Source organism: Apilactobacillus ozensis DSM 23829 = JCM 17196, assembly GCF_001435995.1.
Lineage (GTDB): Bacteria > Bacillota > Bacilli > Lactobacillales > Lactobacillaceae > Apilactobacillus > Apilactobacillus ozensis.
Genome location: NZ_AYYQ01000004.1, coordinates 32281 through 56070, shown reverse-complemented (window position 1 = coordinate 56070; position 23790 = coordinate 32281). Strand labels below are relative to the sequence as shown.

Below are 23790 nucleotides of genomic sequence, written 5' to 3'. Positions count from 1 at the left end.
TTATTTAGGATTATTTTGACTTAATTTCCACTGCAAGTAAGCATTAATAAATGGATTTAATTCTCCATCCATTACGGATTGAACCTTAGCAGTTTCATAATTAGTTCGATGGTCTTTAACCATTGAATATGGATGAAATACATAAGAACGAATTTGTGAACCCCATCCAATATCCATTTGTTGACCTTCTAAGGCAGCCTTTTGTTTAGCTTTTTTATCTTCTTCCAATTCATAGAGCTTAGATTTAAGCATATTCATAGCAGTCTGGCGGTTTTGTAATTGTGATCTTTGCGCTTGACTAGATACCACAATTCCAGTCGGCTCATGCGTTATTCGAACTGCTGAAGAAGTTTTATTAACATGTTGTCCTCCAGCACCACTAGCTCTAAAAACATCAATTCTTAAATCCGCTGGATTAATGTCAATATTTACCGTTTCATCTAGTTCCGGCATTACATCAACTGAAGCAAAAGATGTATGGCGACGACCAGCAGAATCAAATGGTGAAAGTCTTACTAATCGGTGCACACCCTTTTCAGATTTTAAATATCCATAAGCATTCTCACCAGAAATCATTAAAGTTGCAGAATTAATTCCAGCAACATCACCAACCTGATAATTCAACATTTGAACTTTAAAATCATTTTGTTCAGCCCATCTAGTATACATTCGTAAAAGCATAGAACCCCAGTCTTGTGACTCAGTTCCACCGGCTCCTGGATGAATTTCTAAAATAGCGTTATTCCCATCGTATTTGCCATTTAATAACATATTTAATCGATACTTATCTAAATGTTGTTTGGTTTCCATCAAGGCATTTTGAAAATCATTGACCAAATCAGGATCGCCGTCTTCTCTACACAGTTCTAAACTAACTTCCAAATCTTCTACTTGATTAACTAAGTTGTTAAAGCTTTCCAACTTAGCTTTTAGTTTATTATTTTCATCGATCAATTTTTTAGCTTTTATTTGGTCATCCCAAAAACCTGGCTCGGTCATTTTCATTTCATTTATTTCAATATTTTCAGATAAATTATCGAAGTCAAAGTGACCTCCTAAAGCCATCCATGGCTTTTTTTATGTCGATTAATTCGTTTTCTGCTTCATTTAATTCCATTAAAGTACCAATCCTTTATTTACAAAAAACGGAACGACAAACATAAGTCGAAGTTCCGTTTTTTATTATCTTTCCATATTTTGTCTGATTTCAGCTTTCATGAATAATCTAGAAGTATCATATTCAATGTCTGCTATCATTTCTTCAAACATCTTGTAACCTTCACGTTGATATTCAACCAGTGGATTTAATTGTCCATATCCACGTAATCCGATTGATTGACGTAATTGATCCATAGCATCAATATGGTTAGTCCAATGTGAATCGACAACTCTTAGTAAAACAACTTTTTCAAATTCTAACATTTGTGATGGGTCATATAATTGTTTTTCTTTATCTTCATAAATGCCATCGGCTAAGTTAATTAGTAGTTCCTTAATTTCATCAGCAGATTTATCTTTTAGGTCATCTAAACCAATATTATCAGGACTAGTAATAACACTAATTGCAAAATCTAAGATTGTACCTAAGTCCCAGTCCTTCTTGTCACCTTGTGTATGCAAGTTAACAATACGATCAACTGTACGTTTAATCATTGGTACAATTACCCATTTTAATGACTTGTCTTCACTAATAACTTGATATCTTTCTTTATAAATAACATCACGTTGTTGACGCATAACGTCATCATATTGTAAGACTTGTTTTCTAGAATCATAGTTATTACCTTCAACACGTTTTTGTGCTGATTCAACTTGTTTAGTAATTAACTTACTTCTAATTACAGCTGACTCGCCTTCTACTTTCATACTTTGTAAGAAGTTTTTAATCCTTTCAGAACCAAAACGTTTCATCAAGTCATCTTCAAGTGATAGATAGAATTGTGACCAACCTGGATCTCCTTGACGACCAGAACGTCCACGAAGTTGATTATCAATACGTCTAGATTCATGTCGTTCTGTACCAATCACTGCTAGTCCACCAGCTTCAACTACGCCCGGTCCTAATTTAATATCAGTTCCACGACCAGCCATATTAGTAGCAATGGTAACAGCACCCTTTTGACCAGCGTTAGCAACAATATCTGCTTCTTTAGAGTGATTTTTAGCGTTTAAAACAACGTGAGGAACATTTTCTTGGTCTAAACGTTTTGATAAGTATTCAGAGGTTTCAACTGCAACTGTACCTAGTAAAATTGGTTGACCTTTAGCATGTAACTCTTTCACTTTCTCAACTACAGCATCAAATTTTGATTCCAAAGTTGGATACAATACATCAGATTCATCAATTCTAACTACCGGTTTATTAGTAGGAATTGTAATAACTTCCATATTGTAAATTTCACGGAATTCTTCAGCTTCAGTCTTAGCTGTACCAGTCATACCAGCTAACTTATGGTACATTCTAAACATATTTTGGTAGGTAATGTTAGCCATAGTTTGACTTTCTTCTTGAATTTCAACGCCCTCTTTAGCTTCAATGGCTTGGTGTAAACCATCAGAGAAACGACGTCCTTCCATAACACGTCCTGTAAATGAATCAACAATTAAGACTTCTCCATCTTGAACCACATAATCCTTATCATTTAACATAATAAAGTTAGCACGTAGCGCTTGATCCAAATGATGAGTTAGAGCTGTGTTATCTGTATCGTAAAGATTTTTAAGATTGAAGTACTTTTCAGCTTTTTTAATTCCGTTATCATTTAATGAAACCGTCTTAGTTTCCAAATCAATCTTAAAGTCATCTTTTTCATGCAATGTTTTAGCAAATTTATCTGCTTGCTTGTAAAGTTCATTTGAACCCTTAGCTTGACCAGAAATAATCAATGGTGTTCTAGCTTCATCAATTAAAATAGAATCTACTTCATCGACAATGGCAAAGTTTAATGGTCTTTGTACCATTTCTTCTTTGTAGACAACCATGTTATCACGTAAGTAGTCAAAACCAATTTCACTGTTAGTAGAGTATGTGATATCAGCATTATATGCTTCACGCTTTTCTTCTGGACTCTTAGTAGATAAGTTAACTCCAACTGATAAACCTAACCAGTTATAAAGTTCACCCATTTGGGTAGCATCACGTTGTGAAAGATATTCGTTAACTGTAACAACGTGAACTCCTTTACTGGATAGTGCATTTAAATATACTGGCATCGTAGCAGTTAAAGTTTTACCTTCACCAGTTTTCATCTCAGCAATGTTACCTTCGTGTAAAACAATTCCACCCATGATTTGTACATGGAATGGCTTTAATCCAAGAACTCGCTTAGCTCCTTCTCTAGCAACTGCAAATGCTTCTGGTAGTAAATCATCTAGTGATTCACCATTTTGATAACGTTGTTTAAATTCAGGGGTTTTAGCTTGAAGTTCTTCATCACTTAACTTGCTGTATTCTTCGTCGTAACTACCGACCTTATCAGCAATTTTGCTAAGTCTTTTAACTTCGCTTTTATCGCTTTCGACCCATTTTTTTAGAATATTAGGCATTAATATTTTCCCTTCCATACTTTAAATTAGGTTTTAATGTAAATCTAAATTGTTAAATCTCGATTTTATAATGTATTATTATTTTAACATTTTAAAGTTAATTTTAAAAACAGAATTGGCACCATTGCCAATATACAACATATTTAAATATAACTAATTATCTGGCTAATGTAAAACCAGAAACACTTTTAGCTCCATTTTCTTTTAAAACCATTGCTGCTAATCTAATTGTAGTCCCAGTAGTATAAACATCATCTACAATTGTAATGTGTTTTCCAACAATTAATTTTTTGAATTTACTGTCTATCCCAAATACTTGTTTCATGGTCATTCGCTCACTTTTATTGTGGTGAGATTGCATCTCTTTTTTACTATTCACCGACAAAATATCTTCAAATTTTAAATGCTCAATCAATCCATGTACTTGATTAAATTTTCTCGTTTTCATAGTTTCATGACTAACTGGAATTGGTACAATAAGTTGTTTTTTACATAAAGAATGAAAAAATTCATCTGAAAATATTTTTCTCAAATAATAATCACCATTAAACTTATATTTTTTCATATATTCACTCATAAAGTCATTATAAACATACATGCTGCGACTTTTAAACCATGACCATCCCTTTTGATTCCACTTAACACAATCATTGCAGATGTTTATTTTAAAAGTACCTAGACGACCACAATAATTACAAAAACCATTACCACTAATTAATTTAAAATTTTCTTGACAATCATGACAAATATAATCAACTTTACAACTTTTTAGTGACATTAAAAAATCTAAAGACAGCGACTGAATTAATGATTTGTTACATAAAAGGCACAAATTATTACTCATCTTTTATCCTACTTCCTAATTTATTCATGTATTTAATTTGTTTAACTGCATTCAAAATGCTTCTAGTTTTACAGTTGATCAAAAAATCAACATTTCCATTAGGACGGTCACTATTTCTACCTACTCTGCCAGCAATTTGCACCAAAGCAGAAGTTGAAAAATTATCATGGTCAGCATTAAAAACTATAACATCAATTCCAGGAAAAGTTACCCCACGTTCTAAAATAGTTGTAGTAATTAAAAATAAAATCTCATTTTCACGCATTGATTGAACTTTTTTAAGTCTATCAACGTCTTCTGAATAAACTGTTTTCCATAAATGACGGTCAAAATGATTAGATAAAATGTCAGACATTATGGTTAAATCGGCTACCCTTGGCATGAATAATAAGAACCGTTGTTTACTTATAATTTTATTGCTGATTAATTTTATAATTCTAGAGTTTAGAATGTTTTTATCAAATTGCTTACTTAAATTTAAAATAACATGATTTTGAATAATCGGTAACAAATGACGATGATAACGTATTGGCAAATAGCTAACCGATAATTTTTTTCTACGAATATCACTCAATAATTCATCACTAGGCGTTGCAGTTAAATATAGGGTACTACTAATTTTTTTAGTAGCATTCTTAGCGGCAAATTGCAATCCGCCATCTTGGACAAACGGAAAAGAGTCAACCTCATCAATTATCAATATGTCAAAAGCATGATAAAATTTTAGTAGTTGATGAGTTGTACAAATCGTTAGCTGTCGATATGCATATGGCGTATCATCTCTGCCATGTAATAAAAGAATTTCAGTGTTTTTAAACGCTGCTTGAATTCTCGGAAAAAGTTCTACACATACATCAATTCTAGGTGATGCAATTGCTATTCGAAGATTATTTTGGATTCCCCAAGCAATGCCCTTAAAAAGCATTTCAGTTTTTCCGGCACCTGTAACTGCCCACAATAAATGACGTTGTTTATTAGCAAATACATTGCATATCTTATCTGAACATTTAGCTTGTAGCGTAGTAAGTTTCCCTTGCCAAGATGATGGATTATCGTTTGGTTCAAAAGAGTTTTGTTCTGGTAAAGTATATAATAAATTGTCACTAGTCAACCTACCCAAATTAATGCATTTTCGACAATAAAAGATTGTACGTAAATTGGAAGATTCTTTATCACTATATTGTCCACAGCGATAACAGTAAATATTTTTACGGTTCACTTTAATAGCAACCCTTTTGCTTAATAGATTTTCACTAATCATGGTAAAGTCTATGTTATCTTGCGTTATTTGACGTCCGTATAATAATTCCATATTTTCAATCAATGATTATCACCCATAACATTTACGTAAAAACAAACCTAAAAAATCAAAGTTGGTGAAATAATGACAAATAAATATTTAACCATTAAACAAAATGGTGAGCATGAAATAATTATCAAAAAGTCACAATTCATCTGTAATATTGCTCGAATTAAAGATGAAGATGAAGCTAACAATTTTATAAATACGATAAAAGAAAAGCACAAAAAGGCCACCCACAATTGTTATGCCTATATCTTAGGTAAAGATGACCATATTCAAAGGGCCAGTGATAATGGTGAACCTACTGGAACTGCTGGAGTGCCCATCTTAGAAGCAATGAAATTAAATGAAATACACAATGTAGTAGCTGTAGTAACTAGATATTTTGGTGGTATTAAGTTAGGTGCCGGTGGTTTAATCAGAGCTTACAGCAACGCTACCTCTTCTACTATTGAAAAAATAGGTATCGTTAATAAAATTTTACAGACTAAAATAGATATTGTTGTAGATTATAATCTCTTTGATAAGTTAAATTATCATTTGACCGAGAATAACGTTAATATAATTGAAACTAAATATACCAGTCAGGTTATGGTTTCTGTATCAGTTAACAAGGAATCTATCAAAGAATTTCAGAAAAAGATAATAAACTTACTATCCGATAAGGTATCTTTTAATATTGGCGATGATCAATATTTTGAAGTTGATTATAAAAAAGACTGAGCTAATTTAGTTCAGTCTTTTTTAATGGTTATCTTTACTTGTATTATTTTTAACAACTGTTTTAATTGCATTCAATAACGGTTGACGATTCTTGCCAACTAATCCGATTGCTTCTACAAAAAGTTCTAATCCTAACAAAGTTGCTACCGTTAACAAGATTGTTCCCCATAAATTAGAGATGGGATAAAGTAACGAAATAAACGAGAAAATTAAAGCAATTCCATATATCACTAATACTGTTTGACGATGGGTTAAACCGATTTGCATCAAGCGGTGATGTAAATGATGTTTATCCGCATGTGATATAGGTTGCTTGTTTAACATTCTTCTTAAAATTGCATAAACTGTATCGGTAATTGGAACTCCCAAAATGATAACTGGGATAATAACGGTTATGAACGTCGCATTCTTCAAACCATTTAGAGAAAATACCGAAATCATAAAACCAATAAATAATGACCCCGTGTCTCCTAAATAAATCCTAGCTGGGAAAAAGTTATATGGTAAAAATCCTAAACAAGAAGCTACTAACGCAAAAATCATAATAGATACATATGTATTACCTACATTTAAAAAGAACATTCCAGTTATTCCCATTGTCGTTAAGGCGATAACTGCTACTCCAGTAGCCAATCCATCTAATCCATCAATTAAGTTTACGGCGTTCGTGATAGCTAATATCCATATCCATGTAATAGGTAAGCTAAGCCAACCTAACCCTATATTACCTAAAAATGGTAAACCAATCGTATTCATTTGAACATTACCTAAAAAGTACACAGCTAAAGCAGCTAAACTAATTCCTAAAACTTTTTGGCGTGGTTTTAAAACATAAATATCATCGATAACACCAGTTAAAATAATAATTAACTCACCCGCAAAAATACCATATAGAGATTGAGTAGGCATTTGATTCCGTAAGAGAAACATTGTAGCAATTGTATATGCAATAAAAATTGCTAATCCACCTAAAGTAGGCATTGGAATTTTATTTACTCTCCTTTTATTAGGGTCATCAACTGCTCCCCATCGAAATGCCAACTTTCTAATAAATGGCGTAATTACTGCAGATATAATCATTGTTGCAAATAACCATACAATTATTTCAAGTTTTAACATTAATGATTTATCCTCTCTTAATTAGACTAAACTAATTATACAAACCCAGCTTAATAAAGACAAGGTACTAAAGCATAATAAAAAGACTCCTTAAGCAAAAGGAGTCTTTTCATAAAATTAATGATAAATTACATCATTCCACCCATACCTGGTTGTGTAGGCATTTGTGGAGCATCATTCTTTTCAGGTTTTTCAGCAACTACTGCTTCCGTTGTTAATAATAAAGCAGATACTGAAGCAGCGTTTTGAATAGCTGAGCGAGATACCTTGGTTGGGTCAACAACTCCAGCAGCCACCATATCTTCATACTTGTCTTCAGCTGCATTGTAACCAACACCTGGTTTTTCATTCTTCAAATGTTCAACAACTACGGAACCATCAATTCCGGCATTATGAGCAATTTGTCTAACTGGGGCTTCCAAAGCACGGCGTACAATTTTAACACCTGTAGCAACATCGCCTTCAGCTTCAATTGCATCAATATCTTTAAGAACATTGATGAATGCAGTTCCACCACCAGGAACAAAACCTTCTTCAACGGCAGCTCTAGTTGAGTTTAGTGCATCTTCAATTCTATACTTACGTTCTTTTAATTCCGTTTCTGTAGCAGCACCGACACGAATAACAGCGACACCACCAGCTAATTTAGCTAAACGTTCTCTTAATTTATCACGATCAAAGTCAGAAGTAGTTGCTTCCAATTGGTTTTTAATTTCGTTTACACGTTCAGCAATTTTAGCTTTGTCACCTGAACCTTGAACAATAGTAGTGTCATCTTTAGTAACATTTACTTTGTTAGCTTGACCTAATTGTTCAACCTTAACATCTTTTAAGTTCAATCCTAAATCATCGGTAATTAAAGTAGCACCAGTTAAAGTAGAAATATCTTGTAGTTGAGCTTTACGACGATCACCAAATCCAGGAGCTTTAACAGCAACTACATTGAATGTTCCACGCATTTTGTTCAATACTAATGTTGGCAATGCTTCACCACCAATATCATCAGCAATAATCAATAATGAACGACCTTGTTCTACCACTGATTGTAACAATGGTAAGATATCTTGAATGTTGTTAATCTTTTTATCGGTAACTAAAATATATGGATTGTCTAAGTTAGCTTCCATTTTGTCGGAATCAGTAACCATGTATTGTGACATGTATCCACGATCAAATTGCATCCCTTCAACAACATCCATAGTAGTATTTACACCACGTGAGTCTTCAACAGTGATAACTCCATCATTGCCAACTTTTTCCATAGCATCAGCAATTAGATCACCTACTTCTTTATTAGCTGCAGAAATAGATGCAATTTGGGCAATATCATTTTTGTTCTTAACATCGTGTGACATTTTATGCAAAGCTTCTACCGCTACTTCAGTAGCCTTTTCAATTCCACGACGAACTCCAACTGGGTTAGCACCAGCCGTAACATTCTTCATACCTTCATTAACAATGGCTTGAGTTAAAACTGTTGCAGTAGTGGTTCCATCACCAGCAATATCATCAGTTTTAGATGCTACTTCTGAAACTAATTTAGCACCCATATTTTCAAAATGGTCGGGTAAGTCAATGGACTTAGCAATTGTTACACCATCATTAGTTATATTTGGACTACCGGCACTTTCTTCTAAAACTACGTTGCGGCCTTTAGGTCCTAAAGTAGTTTTAACAGTGTTAGCTAATTTATCTACACCTCTAAGCATGGCATGTCTTGCATCTTCAGAAAATTTAACTTCTTTAGCCATATCTATCACCTCATAAATTTATAGTAACTCTAGTTCTTAATTTCATTTTATTAGTCAATAATTGCAACAATATCTTTATCATGTAAAACTAAGTATGATTTACCGTCGTAATCAACTGATGTACCAGCATACTTATCAAAAAGAATAGTATCTCCTTCTTTGACTGATGGTTTTAAGATGTTACCATTATCAAGAGTTCTTCCATCTCCGACAGCAACAACCTTACCAGTTTGTGGCTTTTCCTTAGCATTGTTAGCTAGGACAATTCCACCGACAGTTTTTTCTTCTTCATATTGTGTTTCAATAACAACACGGTCACCTAATGGTTTTAGCAATGTTATCCCTCCAAATTAATCATAATTAGCTATTTTTAGCACTCAATAGTTTCAAGTGCTAATCTACAATAACTAATATATATTTTTTTATAACTAATTGCAAGAATTTTGACGTAAAAAAAGCACTCCTAAAAAGAGTGCTTTTTATTCTTTAGAATAATGTTCAATAAAGTATATTAAAGTTTGCAATTCATTAGTTAAGTCAACATTTTGTACTCTAACATCATCGGGAGCAACTAATCTTCTGGAAGTAAAATTCATAATTCCCTTTACTCCACCCTTAATCGCTTGATCACAAATGTCTTGAGCAACACTACTTGGTACTGTCAAAATTAAAACTTTAATTTGTTGTTCTTCCAATTGTTTTTGTAAATCGTCAACTGAATAAACTGGTACGCCGTCTTGCACGGTATTAATCATGTCTTCATGGACATCAAAAGCTGCAGATATTCTCACATTACTATCTTTGTGAAAATTAAAATTAAGTAAAGCATGTCCTAAATTTCCTAAACCAACTAATCCAACACTAGTTAAATGATCTTGATTTAGAATTTTTTTGAAAAAGTTTAATAGATTATCAACGTCATATCCATATCCACGTTTACCTAAGGCACCAAAATAAGATAAATCTCTTCTGATAGTTGCCGAATCGACTTGAACAGCTTCAGCAAAGCTACTAGATGAAACTCTTTTTTGATCAGAATCGTGTAAAATGCTTAAATATCGATAATATATCGGTAAACGTTTGGCAGTTGCACGAGGAATTTTAGTACTTACCAATTTTTTCCCTCCAGATTTGTTACTCAGATTATAAAAGGTACGATTTTTATTCTATCACAATATTATACTTTGTGAAATAGTTATCAACCAATATTGCAATTCAATCAATTTTATATAATGAACTAATTATGATAGACTAGCCTCTAGTGCTTGTTTTCATAACGATTAAAGAAGGTGATCAATATCAATATATTACAAATAAAAAACGTCACAAAAAGATTTTTAGGAAAAGATATTTTCACAAAAGTAAATTTAAACATTCAAGAAAATAGTAAAATTGCGTTGGTTGGCCGCAATGGAGTTGGTAAATCTACGCTAGTTAAAATGATTATGGGTCTACAAAGCATCGATGATGGCCAAATTATTAAAAACAAAAATTTATCTATCGGATATCTTCAGCAAAATAGTGGATTAAATTCTGATAAAAATATTATAGAAGAAATGGAAAATGTTTTTGAAGACTTAAAAGCAGAAGAAAAAAACATTCATAATTTAGAAAATAAAATTTCGGATATTAATATTATTAATAACGAACAAGAATTTAATCGAATCACTAATTTATACGCTAAAATGCAAGCAGATTTTGAACGAAAAAATGGGTTTGGATATAAAGCCGAAATTCGTTCAGTTCTACACGGATTCGGTTTTGGTGAAGAAACTTATAATAAAAAGATAAATCGACTATCTGGCGGGCAACAAACACAATTAGCAATGGCTAAGTTACTATTAGAAAAAAATGACTTACTCATTTTAGATGAACCAACTAACCATATTGATGTTAAAACTATCAATTGGTTAGAAACTTATTTAAAAAGCTATGACGGTGCTTTATTAATAATCTCACATGATCGTTATTTCATGGACAAAGTAGTCACTGAAGTTTATGAAATGACCAATGGTAATTTAGAATATTATAACGGAAATTATACTTACTTCACAAAAGAAAAAATAGCTAGACAACAGCAACAATTTAAACAATTTGAAAAACAGCAAAAAGAAATTAAATCAATGCAAGAATTCGTTAATAAAAATATTGTTAGAGCTTCTACTACTAAGAGAGCACAATCTAGAAGAAAACAATTAGAAAAAATGGACAGGATGGATAAACCCAACAGTAACGATAAATCTGCTCGATTTAAATTTAATATAAATCGTCAAAGTGGTAATAATGTATTAAACATTAAAAACTTAGATGTCGGATATAGTCGTACTCCCCTCTTGAAAAATATAAATATGGAAATAAAAAGACATCAAAGAATCGCCATCATTGGACCAAATGGTTCTGGAAAATCAACCATTTTAAAAACCATTGTTGGTCAAATTACCAAAATTAATGGCGAAATAATTTTTGGTGCTGGTGTAAGCATTGGATATTATGATCAACACCAAAAACTATTACACGGTGAAAAAGATGTTTTACATGAGCTTTGGGATGATTACCCTACAGTCCCTGAAAATAAAATCAGAACCGTTTTAGGCAGTTTCCTTTTTTCAGGTGAAGATGTCGAAAAAAACGTAAAGAAATTGTCAGGCGGTGAAAAAGCAAGACTATTATTAACTAAATTATCCATGCATCACGACAATTTTTTGATTTTAGATGAGCCAACCAATCACTTGGATATCGATAGTCGCGAAGTTTTAGAAAAAGCATTAGAGTTTTTTGAAGGCACTATTTTATTTATCTCACATGATCGATATTTCATAAATAAAATGGCCACTTCAATAGTCGAAATTGCTAATCATAATTCCAAAAATTACTTGGGAAACTATGATTATTATTTAGATAAAAAAGCAGAAGAAAAAGAACTACTAGCGCAAAAAAGTAACGATAAAAATGCTTTTGAACAATCAAAAAACGAAAGTTCCACCAAAAAAGCTTATCTTATGGATAAAGAAGAACAAAAGAAACTTCGTAAGTTAAAGCGTGATTCAGAAAAAATTGAACATCAATTAAACGAACTCGAAGAAACTAAAAATGATCTACAGCAAGACATGACTAATCCCGAAAATATTTCTAATATAAATAAACTAAATGATTTACAGAATAAAATAGATAATCTTAATATTGAGATTACTTCATTAGAGAATAAATGGGAAAACTGTTTAATTAGCATCGAAGAAATAGAAAAAGCAGAATGATTAAATCATTCTGCTTTTTCTATTTTTCAGCATCTTCTAACCAATCAAATTCTAAACTAGGGTCAGCATTTAGTTCAGTGCCAGCATATTTATGCTTTTTATTTAGTACATAGGCTGCTGCACCAATCATCGCTGCATTATCACCACAAAGTTTTATTGGTGCTTTCACTAATTCAGTTTGTTTAATACTATTTTCTAATGCATTCCTCAAACCTTTATTAGCAGCCACTCCACCAGCCAAAATTAATTGTTTTACTGGAAATTCCTTCAAAGCTTTTAATGTCTTATCAACTAAAACATCAACTACTGCACTTTGAAAACTAGCAGCTAAATCATTTTTGTCTAAAGTCTCATTAACTTGGTCAGCATGATGAACCGTATTGATAAAGGCACTTTTTAATCCACTAAAGCTAAAGTCATAGTTATCATCTTTTTCCATTGCTCTAGGGAAATTAAAAGTATCTTTCCCATCAGCCGCCATCTCATCCACAACTGGTCCTGCTGGATAAGATAATCCTAAAACGCGACCAACTTTATCATAGGCTTCACCAGCAGCATCATCCCTAGTCTCACCAATAATTTTAAATTCGCCTTCTTCAGGCATTAAAACTAGTTCAGTATGACCACCGGAAACGACTAACGCTAAAGCAGGATATTCAATGGGTTTTACAAATGCTGCCGCACTAATGTGTCCAGCAATATGATTCACTGGGATTAAAGGTAAGTTATGAGCCCACGCCACTGCTTTTGCAGCCGTCACTCCAATTAATAAAGCCCCTACTAACCCAGGACCATAAGTTACGGCAACTGCTGTTAAATCATCATAAGTAACGTTAGCTTTTTTCATTGCATCGCCAATACAAATAGTTATTTCTTCAATGTGGTGGCGACTTGCGACTTCAGGAACTACACCACCAAATCTTTTATGACTATTAATTTGGGTAGCGACAATGTTAGACAAAATTTTATTACCATCTTCAATAATTGCAACACTAGTTTCATCACAACTAGATTCAAAGGACATTATTAAATTTCTTTTCAAAAAAACACTTCATTTCTATAAAAATTACTACATTCCAAAATTAGTTGGCGAAGAATCTAAGGATACTAAATCTAATTTCATATCGATAGCATCTTCATGGTCACCATCATAATAAGCTTTCTTGATATCTTTTTTCTTAAAACCTAAATCTTCATATAGTCTTTGGGCATGAAAATTAGAAATTCTAACTTCTAATGACATACTCTTAAACTCCATTTGACGAGCTTTCTTAATAATTTTAGTAATTAAAAAATACCCCAAACCGCGGCTTTGAAAATCCGGGTCTACTGCCACATTGGTAACATGACAATCTAATTTTTTATCATTAAATGAACAACCTGCAAAAGCAACCAGTTTATCATGATAGCGAATTACTAAATAATAACGATCGGTCATTCTTTGAAATTCACTAATAAATGCCTCAGAAGACCACGGTGTGTTACCGTTATATACTTTCTTTTCTATTTCTAAGATTTCTGGTATATCAGTAACCATTGCCTTAGCCAAAAAGTAATGTTGCTTGTTTATCATGACCGTATGATTTTTAACATTTAAATCACTAATTCTTAATTTATTTTGATTATTAAATAATTTATCTTTAAACCATTTAATCATTTTTTTGAACATATGATTGATTTACCTCTTCTGGATGTAGTTTTTGCCAATCAGATTCAGCCTTAGTAAGTCTTAAATATCTAGGCACAAAATTGTCTATATTATCAACAGGACTTAATGTTTGACCATACTTAGCAAGTTTTACTGCTTTAGGTAAATTGTTATCAAACTTAAGTTCATAGAAATTTTTACCTAACTTTTCCGTGATTTCATCTAAAAACACCGAATAGTCACCTACTAAACAAATTTGTTCATTATCAAAATTATGTTTAATCCTATCAAGCCATTGATCAAAGTCAGTATGACAATCTTCTATCATACTAACTGGTTGACCGTCGACTATTCTATAAAGACCAGTAAAAGCGTTATTATTTCTAGCGTTAAAAATCGGCATCACTAGCATATTTTCTTGCTCACAATTTAATGCCAGCGTACATAAACTAGAAACTCCGACTAATTCTTTATTTAAAGTAAATGCTAATGTTTTAGCGGTCGCAGTTGCAATTCTAATTCCAGTATAAGAACCTGGTCCGCTAGAAACTACAATTCTATCTATATCATTGGGTTTCAAGTCACACTTGTTAAACATATCTTCAATAACAGGCATTAAAAACTCGGCATGTTTTTGATGAACTGTAGTAGTTTCAGTTGCTAAAATTTGATTATCTTCAACAATAGCAACGGTTAATGGCCGGTTTGATGTATCCAGTGCCAAAACTTTCATATTTTTTGATATCTCCCTAAAATGAAATTTCTTAACTTCTAAATTATAACAAAAAAATAGTGAAACTAAAGAATAGTTTCACTATTTACCAGGTAATATTAGCACTAGCTGAACGTTTGCCATTGCTATAAATTTCATGCTTGGAAATTAAATTGTCATCATCATTTTCAAAAGAAACCTTACTTTCTACATCATGACCATACTTAACTTCATTTTCGTATCTTAAGTCAATATGCTTAGCCGTATAATTATTAAGAAATTCAGGTGATAAGACATCAACCATCCAATCTAGATAATGTGCGTTATTGACGTGTTGATTAGAATCAATGTCTAAGTATCTCACTCGATAACTTTGACTAATAACCTTTTCAGTTGTTTCATTTATTTTAGCAGGCCTGGGTAATTTCGGAATATTGACCACTTTTTCAGCATGATAAGGTTCTACGATTTCATGTGGAATTTTGGTCATTTTTCTAGTTTCGTAATCCATCACGACCCATCTACTAGTCATGTGAACACATACATTACCTTGATTATCTCTAATCCAAAATTCACGGTATGCAAAAAATTTATTGTAATATTTAGATTCGGTTTCTAAAGTAATAATTTCGTTTACACGAGGCATTTTAGTTATATCAATTGAGTATTGAATAACGACCCAACCCATGTTTAATTTTTTAACTGTGTCAGAACCAACATTTAGCTTTTCACTTTGATCTTCGGAAGCCAAAATAACGATGTCTAGCATCATCGCCAAAGTCATTCTTCTAGTAAAATCTGCTTCATAATAAGTTACACGATGTTTTTCACTATACTTATCAGGAATCGTCAATTTAAAACCTTCTTTACAATGCTAAATTTGATGGTAAATATTATATATTTCTTGTTTTTTAACACCATGTAATTTGGCAACTTTTTTAATAGCGTCATTAGTTTTCGTGCCATTTGATATAAAGTAATCAACTTGTTCAGTTGTAGACATCGATTTCAAGAAATCATCTTGATTATTTTCTTCGACATCATTAGGATTTCCCTCTACTATTATTAAGAATTCGCCTCTGGGAGTGTTTTCTGTGGACCATTTTAAAAGTTCTGACAAAGTTCCACGATTAAATTCTTCAAATTTTTTAGTCAATTCTCTACAAACTACTGCTTTTCTAGATTCGCCTAACACTTCACACATGTTTGCTAATGTTTTTTTCAGACGATATGGTGATTCATAAATAATAAAAGTACTCTTTAAACGGTTCAAATCTTTTAGCTCGTCTACTTGCTCACTCTTTTTACGATTTAAAAACCCATAGAAATAAAATGGTTGTGGAGCTAATCCGGAAGCTACTAAGGCAGTTAAGCCTGCATTAGCCCCTGGTAGTGGAACTACTGGTATATCCGAATCAATACAAGCTTTAACTAATTCTTTTCCCGGGTCGCTGATTGAAGGCATCCCCGCATCACTAACTTGAGCTATATTTTCACCATTCTTTAACTTTTCAACCAATAGTGGAATTCTTTCTTGAGTATTATGCTCATGAAAGCTAATTTTTTTATTTTCAATTTCAAAATGATTTAACAACTGTTGAGTGTGCCTAGTATCCTCGGCAGCTATTAAATCAACTGCTTTAAGTATTTTAATGGCGCGAAAAGTCATATCATCAAGATTTCCAATTGGTGTTGGAACTAAATATAATTTACCGCTATCAACACTTTTAGCAAAACTGCTTTGTGTTTTCACAATTTACACCTCAGCTATCCTTCTCGATATATTATTTCTGTACAAAAAATACAACTGTCGTTTTCGTCACGATGTTTACCATAAAATTGGTTACAAACATGAAATCCTTCATTGTATAATTTTTCTAGATTTTTTCTAGATTTTGATAAATGTGGCTCGCCATTATCTTCACCATCATTATCTTTTTGCTCGTTTATTAGTTCTCTTAAATGCTGATTTTCAATTTCTAACTCAGAGTTTTTTTCCATAATTTCAGTCATGCCCTCTCTGAGCTCAGAAAACTTACTCAACATTAATTGGGTTTGTGCTTCCATGTTTTTAAAACCATCATACAGTTCACGTTTATCCAATCAAATTCACCCCAATTTATAAAACTAAATATTATTTTAATTTAGACAATATTTTTAACGTAGTTGATTCTAAAATATTTTGAAAGTTTAAATTAATGGCCATTTTATTGTTACATTCTAACATAATTTGAATGATTGAAATAAGCTTTACAGAAGTAATATTATCAACAAAATGATTAATATTGTTAAAATCATCCACAAAATCTATTTCGTCCTTGGGTGAATTTAAGTATTTAATACTTAACATATCTCGCCATATTTGAAGCATCATATTGATAATGTTTTGTTTATTATCTTTATCCTTAATTAAGGGCATAATTTCAATCTGAATAGTTGTGAAAGCACAATAATCTTTTTTATAAAGATAATTAAACCATTTTTCTACAGCTAACTTTGCTTTATCAAACCAATCGTCATCCATTAAATTAATAGCTGTTTCTAGGCTATTAGTTAATGACTTCAATAAGTTGAAATCATTTGGGTTAACTTTAATATTACTCAATTCTGTATCAAAAAAATGGTTACTTAACGCTGGAAAATCGATAACTTGAGTTCTAGAAATAATTGTAGGTAGTATTAAATTTTTATTAGTACTGAGCAAAAATGAAACTACGTCGCCACTGGGCTCTTCAATAAACTTAAGTAAACTATTAGCAGCATTATCAGTCATTTTTTCAGCAGCTACAATAATAAAAACTTTTAGTCTACCTTCCACTCCACGCTTAGAAAATTCAGCCTTTAAAGTTCTAACTTGATCTACCTTAATACTTTGCCCATCTGGTTGTATAAAAACCACATCTGGGTGCTGACCTTCAGTAATTCTACGACACTCATTGCATTCACCACATGGCTTTTCATTTGTTTTATTTTTGCAAAACAAAGCCATTGTAGCGCTCATAGCTGTAGCTTTTTTGCCCACCCCAGAATTACCATTAAGTAAATAAGCATGCGATAAATCATTATTGTTAACCATATCAAAGAAATGTTGCGTTATACCTGGTTGTTTTTTAATCGCTTCATCTAAAAAAATGTTATCAGACATATTAAACTCCATTAAAATTGGTAAAAGTTATCCATTGGTAGCACCATTACTGTAGCACCACCTACTTGAACTTTCACTGGATATGAAGCATCAGAAATACCCCCATCTAAATTAACTGGTGGTGTCATATATTGTTCTCTAGTTCTAGAAATATTTTTTATAATGTCTAAAACTTCTTTAACTCGCTCATCTTTAATTCCAATCATATAAGTCGTATTACCGGCTCTTAAAAATCCACCAGTAGTCGATAGCTTAGTTTCAGGAATATTATTTTTAACGAATGCTGCTTGTAATTTAGAAGCATCTTTATTTTGAACAATTGCGATAATTAATTTCATATTTTCACTCCTAGTCAAAATATTTAGTATAGAAATCTTGAATAATTTTTAATGTGTCTGCTACTACTTTATCAACTGGTTGTGTAGCATCAATAACTCTTATTCTACCAGAATCGTTATTTATAATCTGCTTGTAAGCCGTATGAACTCTTTCATGAAATGCCTTAGTTTCTTGATCTAACCTGTCAATTTCACTTTCACGACGATTATGAGCAATTCTTTCTAAACCTACAGATACTGGTATATCAAAATACACAGTTAAATCCGGTAAGAAGCCTTCCGTAGCAAATTGATTCATTTGTAAAACTAAGTCTTCACCAATTCCACGACCGCCACCTTGATATGCTATCGAACTATCTAAGAACCTATCACACAGCACTAATTTTCCTTGTTCTAGTGAAGGTAAAATGTTTTGAACAATATTTTGTCTTCTAGATGCAGCGTATAATAAAGCCTCGGTTCGATAATCCATCTCTTTGTTTTCCGGATTTAAAATAATATTACGGATTTGTTCAGAAATATTATTTCCACCTGGTTCACGACTAAAAACAATGTCATCTGATAATTTTTTATTCAAAAACTTTAAAACTTCATTCATAACAGTCGTTTTACCAGCGCCATCTGGTCCTTCAAAAGTAATAAATTTACCTCGCATATTAATCTCCTATCAAAATAATAATATAAATAAAAAGTGTCAAAATTCTATAAGAATTAAGACACTATTTAGCTAGTAGTCAAAAACAGACGATTGAAAATGGTTATTACGAACATCCCTAACTCTAGCTTCTTGATATAAAAATAAGTATTTCTGTCTAGCTAGCTGGGTTTGTGATGTGATTTCACCATCAGTTTCCGAAATGGCTTCTTCAGTTTCACGTGCATGATCCCAGTTAGACTTAGCTCGATCTATTGAATTTAGTAAAAATTCATCGTACTGCTTTCTAAAGTTATTCTTTTTTCTAACGATTCCAAGCATTATGAACACCCCTACATTTCCGTACGACCTGAAACGGCTCTAGAAAGGGTCATTTCATCAGCGTATTCAATATCGCTACCAACTGACAATCCATGTGCCAATCGAGTCACTTTAATTCCGGCCGGTTTAATCAACTTAGCTAAATACATTGCCGTTGCTTCACCCTCAGGCGTAGCATTAGTGGCTACAATAACTTCTTTGATGTTTTCGTTACTTTGTAATCTTTTTAGCAATGATTTTATGTTTAGTTCTTCTGGACCTTTACCATCCATTGGTGATAAAACTCCATGCAAAACGTGATATAGACCATGATAGTTTTTCATATTTTCCATAACCATAACATCTTTAGGTTGTTCAACCACTAATAGTTCACTTTGATTTCTTTGACCATCTTGACAAATAGCACAAGGATTTTCGTCAGTTAAGTCACCACAAATTGAGCAATATTTAAGAAGTTGTTTAGTTTCTTTTAATGCATTGGCAAACATACTAACATCGTCTTTATTCATCGTAACCGTAAAATACGCTAGTCTAATTGCAGTTTTACGACCAATCCCTGGCAAACGCATGTAACTATCAATTAGTTTAGCAATTGGCTCTGGATATTGCATAAATATTTCCTTCTTTAATTTAAAAAATTACATTCCTGGAATACCTTTAGTGTATTTACCCATTGTTTCTGAAGTTTCCTTATCAACTTTAGCTAAAGCATCATTAACTGCACTGATTACTAAATCAGAAAGCATATCAGGGTCGTCTGGGTCAATAGCTTCACTATTAATTTGCATATCTTTCATTTTGCGGTCACCAGTAAAAACAACTTTAACCATATCTTCTGGTGAAACTCCGGTAAATTCTTTTTTGTTTAATTCTTCTTGGTCAGCACCCATTTTCTTTTGCATTTGTTTAACTTGTTTCATCATTTTGTTCATGTTCATACCGTTCATCATAATAATTATCTCCTTTTAGTCATTTTGAATATTCACAACATCATTGCCAAATAATTTAGTAGCTTTATCAGCTAAATTTGAACTTTTCTTTGGCTTAGCGTCTTGAACCATCTCAGATTGACTTGATTTATTTTGTTTAATGTAATTACTTCTAATTTCTGGCCATTTATCATTCGGCACAAAAATCATATGAGGTACATACCCTACAATTCGATCTAAATTATTCTCTAAAGAATCTACCAGATTAGTATCAGAATTAGCCCGCTGACATAAGAAAGCATATTCAAAAGCTATGACAGCTCCCTTAGGACTAGCAGCTACTGGTTTGGAAACATGCATAACTGCCCGTTGCGTCACATCAAGTGATTGTAATAACTCATCCCAAGCATTGTTTAAGTTATTTAAATCATTTCTAGTTGCATTATCTAAAACTTGATAGACATCACTCATATTAATTTTAATCGGTGCTGACTTAGCATTAGAGGTATTTTTAATTTCAGAACTAGAAATTGATGCTTTATCATCAGGAACATTTTTAGATACATTATTTGTAGACTTTAAATCGTTTATCTCTTGTTGTAAGTGCTCAATTTTCTCCAATAAATCCTGATTAGATTCATTATTTGAAGCTACATGGCTAGTTTGACATATAGATGATAATTTAACCGTTAAAACTTCTAAATATATGTCAGGATGCGAAGAAAAACGCATTTGATTTTGGACATCATTGAGTTCAATAATCATATTATATAACATATCTGAATCAATATTTTTAGCAGTATCTTCAAAATTATCATCTAAAATATCTAACTCAATTGATTTTAACATCTCAGGTACTTGTTTATAAAGCAAAATATTCTGACAATAATCTAAAATATCTTCGATGAACCGATTGGCATCTTTACCGTTATTTACCAATTCTCTAACGCTAATCAAGGCAGTTTTAATATTATTTCCTACAACTTGGTTTAAGTATTGATTGATTAACTTTTTATCAACACTACCGGTTACCTCTAAAGCATTTTCATACGTAACTTTATCCATACCAAACGATAGCGCTTGATCTAAAATACTTAATGCATCACGCATTCCACCTTCAGCTGATTTAGCAATCAACTTTAGCGCTTTGTCTTCGTATTCAAGATGTTTTTCATTAAGTATATATTCCATACGACTTAAAATATCATCAGATTTAATTCGTTTAAAATCGAATCTTTGAACTCTTGAAATGATAGTTGCTGGAATTTTTTGTGGCTCAGTAGTTGCTAAAATAAAGATTACATGTTCAGGTGGTTCTTCCAAAGTTTTTAATAAAGCGTTAAAAGCCCCTGTTGAAAGCATATGCACTTCATCAATAATATATACTTTATATTTGGACTCAGTAGGTGCATATTTAGCTTTGTCCCGAATATTTCTTATCTCTTCAACCCCATTATTAGAAGCTGCATCAATTTCAATCACATCATTCAAACTACCATCAGTAATACTTTTACAAATAAAGCAATCGTTGCATGGTTCACCATCTTTTTGATTTGGACAATTGATGGCTTTAGCAAAAATTTTAGCTGCAGATGTCTTACCAGTTCCGCGAGGCCCAGCAAACAAATAAGCATGACTAATTTGATTAGTAATTAGGGCATTTTTCAAAGTTTTAGTTATAATGCCCTGACCAATCAAATCATTAAACTTTTGAGGACGCCAAACTCTGTATAAAGCCTGATAACTCATGCAAAAATTCCTTTCCAACATTATTTATTAATACATATAATTATACCGTCAAGATTGACTATTTTCCATTAAAATAAAAAACTCTTAGCCAGCAATTGACTAAGAGTTAAAAATCTAATTACGAGAAGCACAAGAAATAGGATACTTAGTGCTGCTTTCTTTCGAATCTGACACGGTTCGTAAGCACTTCTTTGCTTCAAGACCTTTCGGCAACAACTATATTAACTCATTTTAGTAAATATGTCTAGTACTTAGAACGCTTTTTCTTCCTTTTTCGAGCTGCCTTAAAAAAAGATTTCATATTATTAGCCGCTTCATCAGATAGTAAACCTGACTGAACAATAACTTGATGATTTAAACGATCGTCATTCAATACATTATAAAGGCTGTCTACTCCCCCAGCTTTTAAGTCTGGAGCTCCATATACAACTCGATCAATTCGCGAATTAATGATTGCTCCTGCACACATTAAACATGGCTCTATAGTAACGTATAATGTACATCCTGCTAAACGCCAACTATTTAAATGACTACAAGCCTGTTCAATCGCTAAAATTTCAGCATGATCAGTTGATTTTTGACTATGTTCACGAAGGTTGAATCCAGTCGCAATAACTTTATCATCTTTGACAATCACCGCACCGATTGGAACCTCATCAATCGCATATGCTTTTGCGGCTTCTAACAATGCCTGATGCATGAAAAAATAATCTAATTTTGAAAATGCCATATCACTATTTGCCATTGTAAATACTCTCTAAAATATAATAACCCTTATCTTTTTTAATAATTTCGCAATTACCAAAAGTATTTTTCATTAACTTTTTAGCAGAGGGAGCACCTTGCTTTTTTTGCAACACGGCAGTTAAAGTCCCACCAAGCACTAAGTGTTCCTTTGCTTCACTCAACATGTTATTGACCACTTCTTTGCCTGCTCTAACGGGCGGATTAACTATTATTGCTGCAAAATTTTCTTTAACATTTTCATATATATTAGAACTGTATATAGAAAGTTGTGCGCTTACTCCATTATTTTTAGCATTATTTTCAGCCAATGCAAGTGCTCGATTGTTAACATCTACTAAATCAAATTTACGTTCAGTATACTTTTTAGCCAATGCAATTCCTACTGGACCATATCCACAACCTAAGTCTAAAATTTTACCGGCAGGAATTTTGTTTATATTAAATGCGTTTATTAACACTACGGAACCATAATCTACTCGTTTTTTAGAAAAAACCCCATTATCAGTGGTAAAAGAAATTTGATTACCTAATAATTCAAAATTCCATTTTTGAATTTTATGGACAGCCTCTGGGTTGGGTGTATAATAAAAGTCGTTCATTTTTGAATCACTCGCTTTTTAATTTTTTTAAATATTTTTATATACACTACTGGTAGTGTTTGGATGGATTTTAAACACAAAATGTAGTGTATTTTTATTTGATTTTTTATTTTTGTGGTGTAAACTTATATATATATTTTAAATAAAAGAGGAAGATTTAACCATGGAAAAAGTTACTGTTTATTCGAAAAACAATTGTATTCAATGCAAAATGACTAAAAAATTCCTTGAAGAACACAACGTTGAATTTATTGAAAAAAACATCAATGAAGAACCTGAATATATCGACTATCTAAAAGAAAAAGGCTTTATGTCCTTACCAGTAGTTGAAGCTAATGAATTTGAAATTTCAGGTTTTAGACCAGATAAACTATCTCAATTAGCATAATCGTTTATTAAAGGAACTA

At 32.1% G+C, this 23790-nt stretch carries 26 protein-coding genes and 1 other RNA gene; 3 read left to right on the top strand and 24 right to left on the bottom strand.

Annotated features, from left to right (window positions below; all coding sequences use genetic code 11):
• The 4 genes from prfB to FD06_RS01665 all read right to left on the bottom strand — a co-directional run bounded on the left by prfB (position 1) and on the right by FD06_RS01665 (position 5714).
• Positions 1-1117, bottom strand: a protein-coding gene (gene prfB / locus FD06_RS01680; RefSeq protein WP_156403070.1) for a peptide chain release factor 2 whose coding sequence is annotated in 2 segments (ribosomal slippage) — positions 1-1044 and positions 1046-1117 — 1116 coding nt in all. Because the reading frame shifts where the segments join, the coding sequence is not laid out codon by codon here.
• 65 nt (positions 1118-1182) lie between these two features.
• Positions 1183-3546 (bottom strand): preprotein translocase subunit SecA, encoded by a 2364-nt coding sequence (secA, locus tag FD06_RS01675; RefSeq protein WP_056965708.1) that lies wholly within the window; start codon positions 3544-3546, stop codon positions 1183-1185.
• 157 nt (positions 3547-3703) lie between these two features.
• Positions 3704-4390, bottom strand: a complete 687-nt coding sequence (locus tag FD06_RS01670; protein WP_056965707.1) for a ComF family protein — start codon at positions 4388-4390, stop codon at positions 3704-3706.
• Complete coding sequence (locus FD06_RS01665) at positions 4383-5714, bottom strand: ATP-dependent helicase ComFA (protein ID WP_056965706.1); 1332 nt, start codon at positions 5712-5714, stop codon at positions 4383-4385. Before FD06_RS01665 ends, FD06_RS01670 begins: the two co-directional genes overlap by 8 nt.
• Positions 5715-5774: 60 nt before the next feature.
• On the opposite strand from FD06_RS01665, the gene FD06_RS01660 reads away from it, so the two are divergent.
• Positions 5775-6416: a YigZ family protein gene (locus FD06_RS01660; RefSeq protein ID WP_056965705.1), complete on the top strand. Its 642-nt coding sequence runs from the start codon at positions 5775-5777 to the stop codon at positions 6414-6416.
• Between the two features lie 21 nt (positions 6417-6437).
• On the opposite strand, the gene FD06_RS01655 is transcribed toward FD06_RS01660, so the two are convergent.
• The 4 genes from FD06_RS01655 to FD06_RS01640 form a co-directional block, all read right to left on the bottom strand.
• On the bottom strand, positions 6438-7535 hold the full coding sequence (locus tag FD06_RS01655) for a glycosyltransferase family 4 protein (protein ID WP_054657925.1): 1098 nt from the start codon (positions 7533-7535) through the stop codon (positions 6438-6440).
• A gap of 128 nt (positions 7536-7663) precedes the next feature.
• On the bottom strand, positions 7664-9286 hold the full coding sequence (gene groL, locus FD06_RS01650; RefSeq protein WP_054657927.1) for a chaperonin GroEL: 1623 nt from the start codon (positions 9284-9286) through the stop codon (positions 7664-7666).
• A 50-nt stretch (positions 9287-9336) separates the two neighbouring features.
• Positions 9337-9621 (bottom strand): co-chaperone GroES, encoded by a 285-nt coding sequence (gene groES / locus FD06_RS01645; protein WP_056965704.1) that lies wholly within the window; start codon positions 9619-9621, stop codon positions 9337-9339.
• A 144-nt stretch (positions 9622-9765) separates the two neighbouring features.
• Entirely contained in the window at positions 9766-10401 is a 636-nt protein-coding gene (locus FD06_RS01640) for a redox-sensing transcriptional repressor Rex (protein WP_054657929.1), read from the bottom strand.
• Between the two features lie 174 nt (positions 10402-10575).
• Here FD06_RS01640 and FD06_RS01635 point away from each other — a divergent pair, with 174 nt between their 5' ends.
• Complete coding sequence (locus tag FD06_RS01635) at positions 10576-12540, top strand: ABC transporter ATP-binding protein (RefSeq protein WP_476726727.1); 1965 nt, start codon at positions 10576-10578, stop codon at positions 12538-12540.
• 19 nt (positions 12541-12559) lie between these two features.
• Here FD06_RS01635 and tsaD read toward each other — a convergent pair whose 3' ends face one another.
• The 16 genes from tsaD to FD06_RS01560 form a co-directional block, all read right to left on the bottom strand.
• Entirely contained in the window at positions 12560-13564 is a 1005-nt protein-coding gene (gene tsaD, locus FD06_RS01630; protein ID WP_056965722.1) for a tRNA (adenosine(37)-N6)-threonylcarbamoyltransferase complex transferase subunit TsaD, read from the bottom strand.
• 45 nt (positions 13565-13609) lie between these two features.
• Positions 13610-14209 (bottom strand): ribosomal protein S18-alanine N-acetyltransferase, encoded by a 600-nt coding sequence (rimI, locus tag FD06_RS01625; protein WP_056965703.1) that lies wholly within the window; start codon positions 14207-14209, stop codon positions 13610-13612.
• Entirely contained in the window at positions 14190-14921 is a 732-nt protein-coding gene (gene tsaB, locus FD06_RS01620) for a tRNA (adenosine(37)-N6)-threonylcarbamoyltransferase complex dimerization subunit type 1 TsaB (RefSeq protein WP_054657931.1), read from the bottom strand. Before tsaB ends, rimI begins: the two co-directional genes overlap by 20 nt.
• Positions 14922-15006: 85 nt before the next feature.
• Positions 15007-15753 carry an acyl-[acyl-carrier-protein] thioesterase gene (locus tag FD06_RS01615; RefSeq protein ID WP_056965702.1) on the bottom strand — a complete coding sequence of 249 codons (747 nt, stop codon included), beginning with the start codon at positions 15751-15753 and terminating at the stop codon, positions 15007-15009.
• A gap of 21 nt (positions 15754-15774) precedes the next feature.
• Entirely contained in the window at positions 15775-16653 is an 879-nt protein-coding gene (gene rsmI / locus FD06_RS01610) for a 16S rRNA (cytidine(1402)-2'-O)-methyltransferase (RefSeq protein WP_056965701.1), read from the bottom strand.
• Positions 16654-16667: 14 nt separating this feature from the next.
• The gene (locus FD06_RS01605) at positions 16668-17003 is read right to left on the bottom strand and encodes a DNA replication initiation control protein YabA (RefSeq protein WP_054657933.1); all 336 of its coding nucleotides are present in this window, start codon (positions 17001-17003) and stop codon (positions 16668-16670) included.
• Positions 17004-17034: 31 nt separating this feature from the next.
• A complete protein-coding gene (gene holB / locus FD06_RS01600) occupies positions 17035-18045 on the bottom strand; it encodes a DNA polymerase III subunit delta' (RefSeq protein WP_056965700.1) in 1011 nt (336 codons plus the stop codon).
• Positions 18046-18056: 11 nt separating this feature from the next.
• Complete coding sequence (locus FD06_RS01595; RefSeq protein ID WP_056965699.1) at positions 18057-18383, bottom strand: cyclic-di-AMP receptor; 327 nt, start codon at positions 18381-18383, stop codon at positions 18057-18059.
• A gap of 10 nt (positions 18384-18393) precedes the next feature.
• Positions 18394-19038 (bottom strand): dTMP kinase, encoded by a 645-nt coding sequence (gene tmk / locus FD06_RS01590; RefSeq protein ID WP_054657941.1) that lies wholly within the window; start codon positions 19036-19038, stop codon positions 18394-18396.
• A gap of 72 nt (positions 19039-19110) precedes the next feature.
• The gene (locus tag FD06_RS01585; protein ID WP_054657943.1) at positions 19111-19359 is read right to left on the bottom strand and encodes a YaaL family protein; all 249 of its coding nucleotides are present in this window, start codon (positions 19357-19359) and stop codon (positions 19111-19113) included.
• Positions 19360-19370: 11 nt separating this feature from the next.
• Positions 19371-19970: a recombination mediator RecR gene (gene recR, locus FD06_RS01580; protein WP_056965698.1), complete on the bottom strand. Its 600-nt coding sequence runs from the start codon at positions 19968-19970 to the stop codon at positions 19371-19373.
• A gap of 27 nt (positions 19971-19997) precedes the next feature.
• Complete coding sequence (locus tag FD06_RS01575; RefSeq protein WP_054657945.1) at positions 19998-20309, bottom strand: YbaB/EbfC family nucleoid-associated protein; 312 nt, start codon at positions 20307-20309, stop codon at positions 19998-20000.
• A gap of 15 nt (positions 20310-20324) precedes the next feature.
• The gene (dnaX, locus tag FD06_RS01570; protein WP_056965697.1) at positions 20325-22037 is read right to left on the bottom strand and encodes a DNA polymerase III subunit gamma/tau; all 1713 of its coding nucleotides are present in this window, start codon (positions 22035-22037) and stop codon (positions 20325-20327) included.
• A gap of 109 nt (positions 22038-22146) precedes the next feature.
• An RNA gene (gene ffs, locus FD06_RS07480) (signal recognition particle sRNA small type) lies at positions 22147-22245 on the bottom strand.
• A gap of 36 nt (positions 22246-22281) precedes the next feature.
• Complete coding sequence (gene tadA, locus FD06_RS01565) at positions 22282-22782, bottom strand: tRNA adenosine(34) deaminase TadA (RefSeq protein ID WP_420834747.1); 501 nt, start codon at positions 22780-22782, stop codon at positions 22282-22284.
• Positions 22772-23383, bottom strand: coding sequence for a class I SAM-dependent methyltransferase (locus FD06_RS01560; RefSeq protein WP_056965696.1), 612 nt, complete (start codon positions 23381-23383; stop codon positions 22772-22774). The genes tadA and FD06_RS01560 overlap by 11 nt, the downstream gene beginning before the upstream one ends.
• Before the next feature lie 163 nt (positions 23384-23546).
• Here FD06_RS01560 and nrdH point away from each other — a divergent pair, with 163 nt between their 5' ends.
• Complete coding sequence (nrdH, locus tag FD06_RS01555) at positions 23547-23771, top strand: glutaredoxin-like protein NrdH (RefSeq protein ID WP_056965695.1); 225 nt, start codon at positions 23547-23549, stop codon at positions 23769-23771.
• Positions 23772-23790 lie beyond the last annotated feature (19 nt).

Coding starts and splice junctions, on each gene's coding strand:
- FD06_RS01575 (WP_054657945.1), bottom strand. CDS start 20,309: ATGATGAACGGTATGAACATGAACAAAATGATGAAACAAGTTAAACAA.
- FD06_RS01655 (WP_054657925.1), bottom strand. CDS start 7,535: ATGTTAAAACTTGAAATAATTGTATGGTTATTTGCAACAATGATTATA.
- dnaX (WP_056965697.1), bottom strand. CDS start 22,037: ATGAGTTATCAGGCTTTATACAGAGTTTGGCGTCCTCAAAAGTTTAAT.
- FD06_RS01595 (WP_056965699.1), bottom strand. CDS start 18,383: ATGAAATTAATTATCGCAATTGTTCAAAATAAAGATGCTTCTAAATTA.
- FD06_RS01560 (WP_056965696.1), bottom strand. CDS start 23,383: ATGAACGACTTTTATTATACACCCAACCCAGAGGCTGTCCATAAAATT.
- secA (WP_056965708.1), bottom strand. CDS start 3,546: ATGCCTAATATTCTAAAAAAATGGGTCGAAAGCGATAAAAGCGAAGTT.
- tsaD (WP_056965722.1), bottom strand. CDS start 13,564: ATGTCCTTTGAATCTAGTTGTGATGAAACTAGTGTTGCAATTATTGAA.
- FD06_RS01670 (WP_056965707.1), bottom strand. CDS start 4,390: ATGAGTAATAATTTGTGCCTTTTATGTAACAAATCATTAATTCAGTCG.
- recR (WP_056965698.1), bottom strand. CDS start 19,970: ATGCAATATCCAGAGCCAATTGCTAAACTAATTGATAGTTACATGCGT.
- FD06_RS01585 (WP_054657943.1), bottom strand. CDS start 19,359: ATGCTTGGAATCGTTAGAAAAAAGAATAACTTTAGAAAGCAGTACGAT.
- tsaB (WP_054657931.1), bottom strand. CDS start 14,921: ATGAAAGTTTTGGCACTGGATACATCAAACCGGCCATTAACCGTTGCT.
- FD06_RS01660 (WP_056965705.1), top strand. CDS start 5,775: ATGACAAATAAATATTTAACCATTAAACAAAATGGTGAGCATGAAATA.
- nrdH (WP_056965695.1), top strand. CDS start 23,547: ATGGAAAAAGTTACTGTTTATTCGAAAAACAATTGTATTCAATGCAAA.
- tmk (WP_054657941.1), bottom strand. CDS start 19,038: ATGCGAGGTAAATTTATTACTTTTGAAGGACCAGATGGCGCTGGTAAA.
- groL (WP_054657927.1), bottom strand. CDS start 9,286: ATGGCTAAAGAAGTTAAATTTTCTGAAGATGCAAGACATGCCATGCTT.
- holB (WP_056965700.1), bottom strand. CDS start 18,045: ATGTCTGATAACATTTTTTTAGATGAAGCGATTAAAAAACAACCAGGT.
- rimI (WP_056965703.1), bottom strand. CDS start 14,209: ATGTTCAAAAAAATGATTAAATGGTTTAAAGATAAATTATTTAATAAT.
- tadA (WP_420834747.1), bottom strand. CDS start 22,782: ATGGCAAATAGTGATATGGCATTTTCAAAATTAGATTATTTTTTCATG.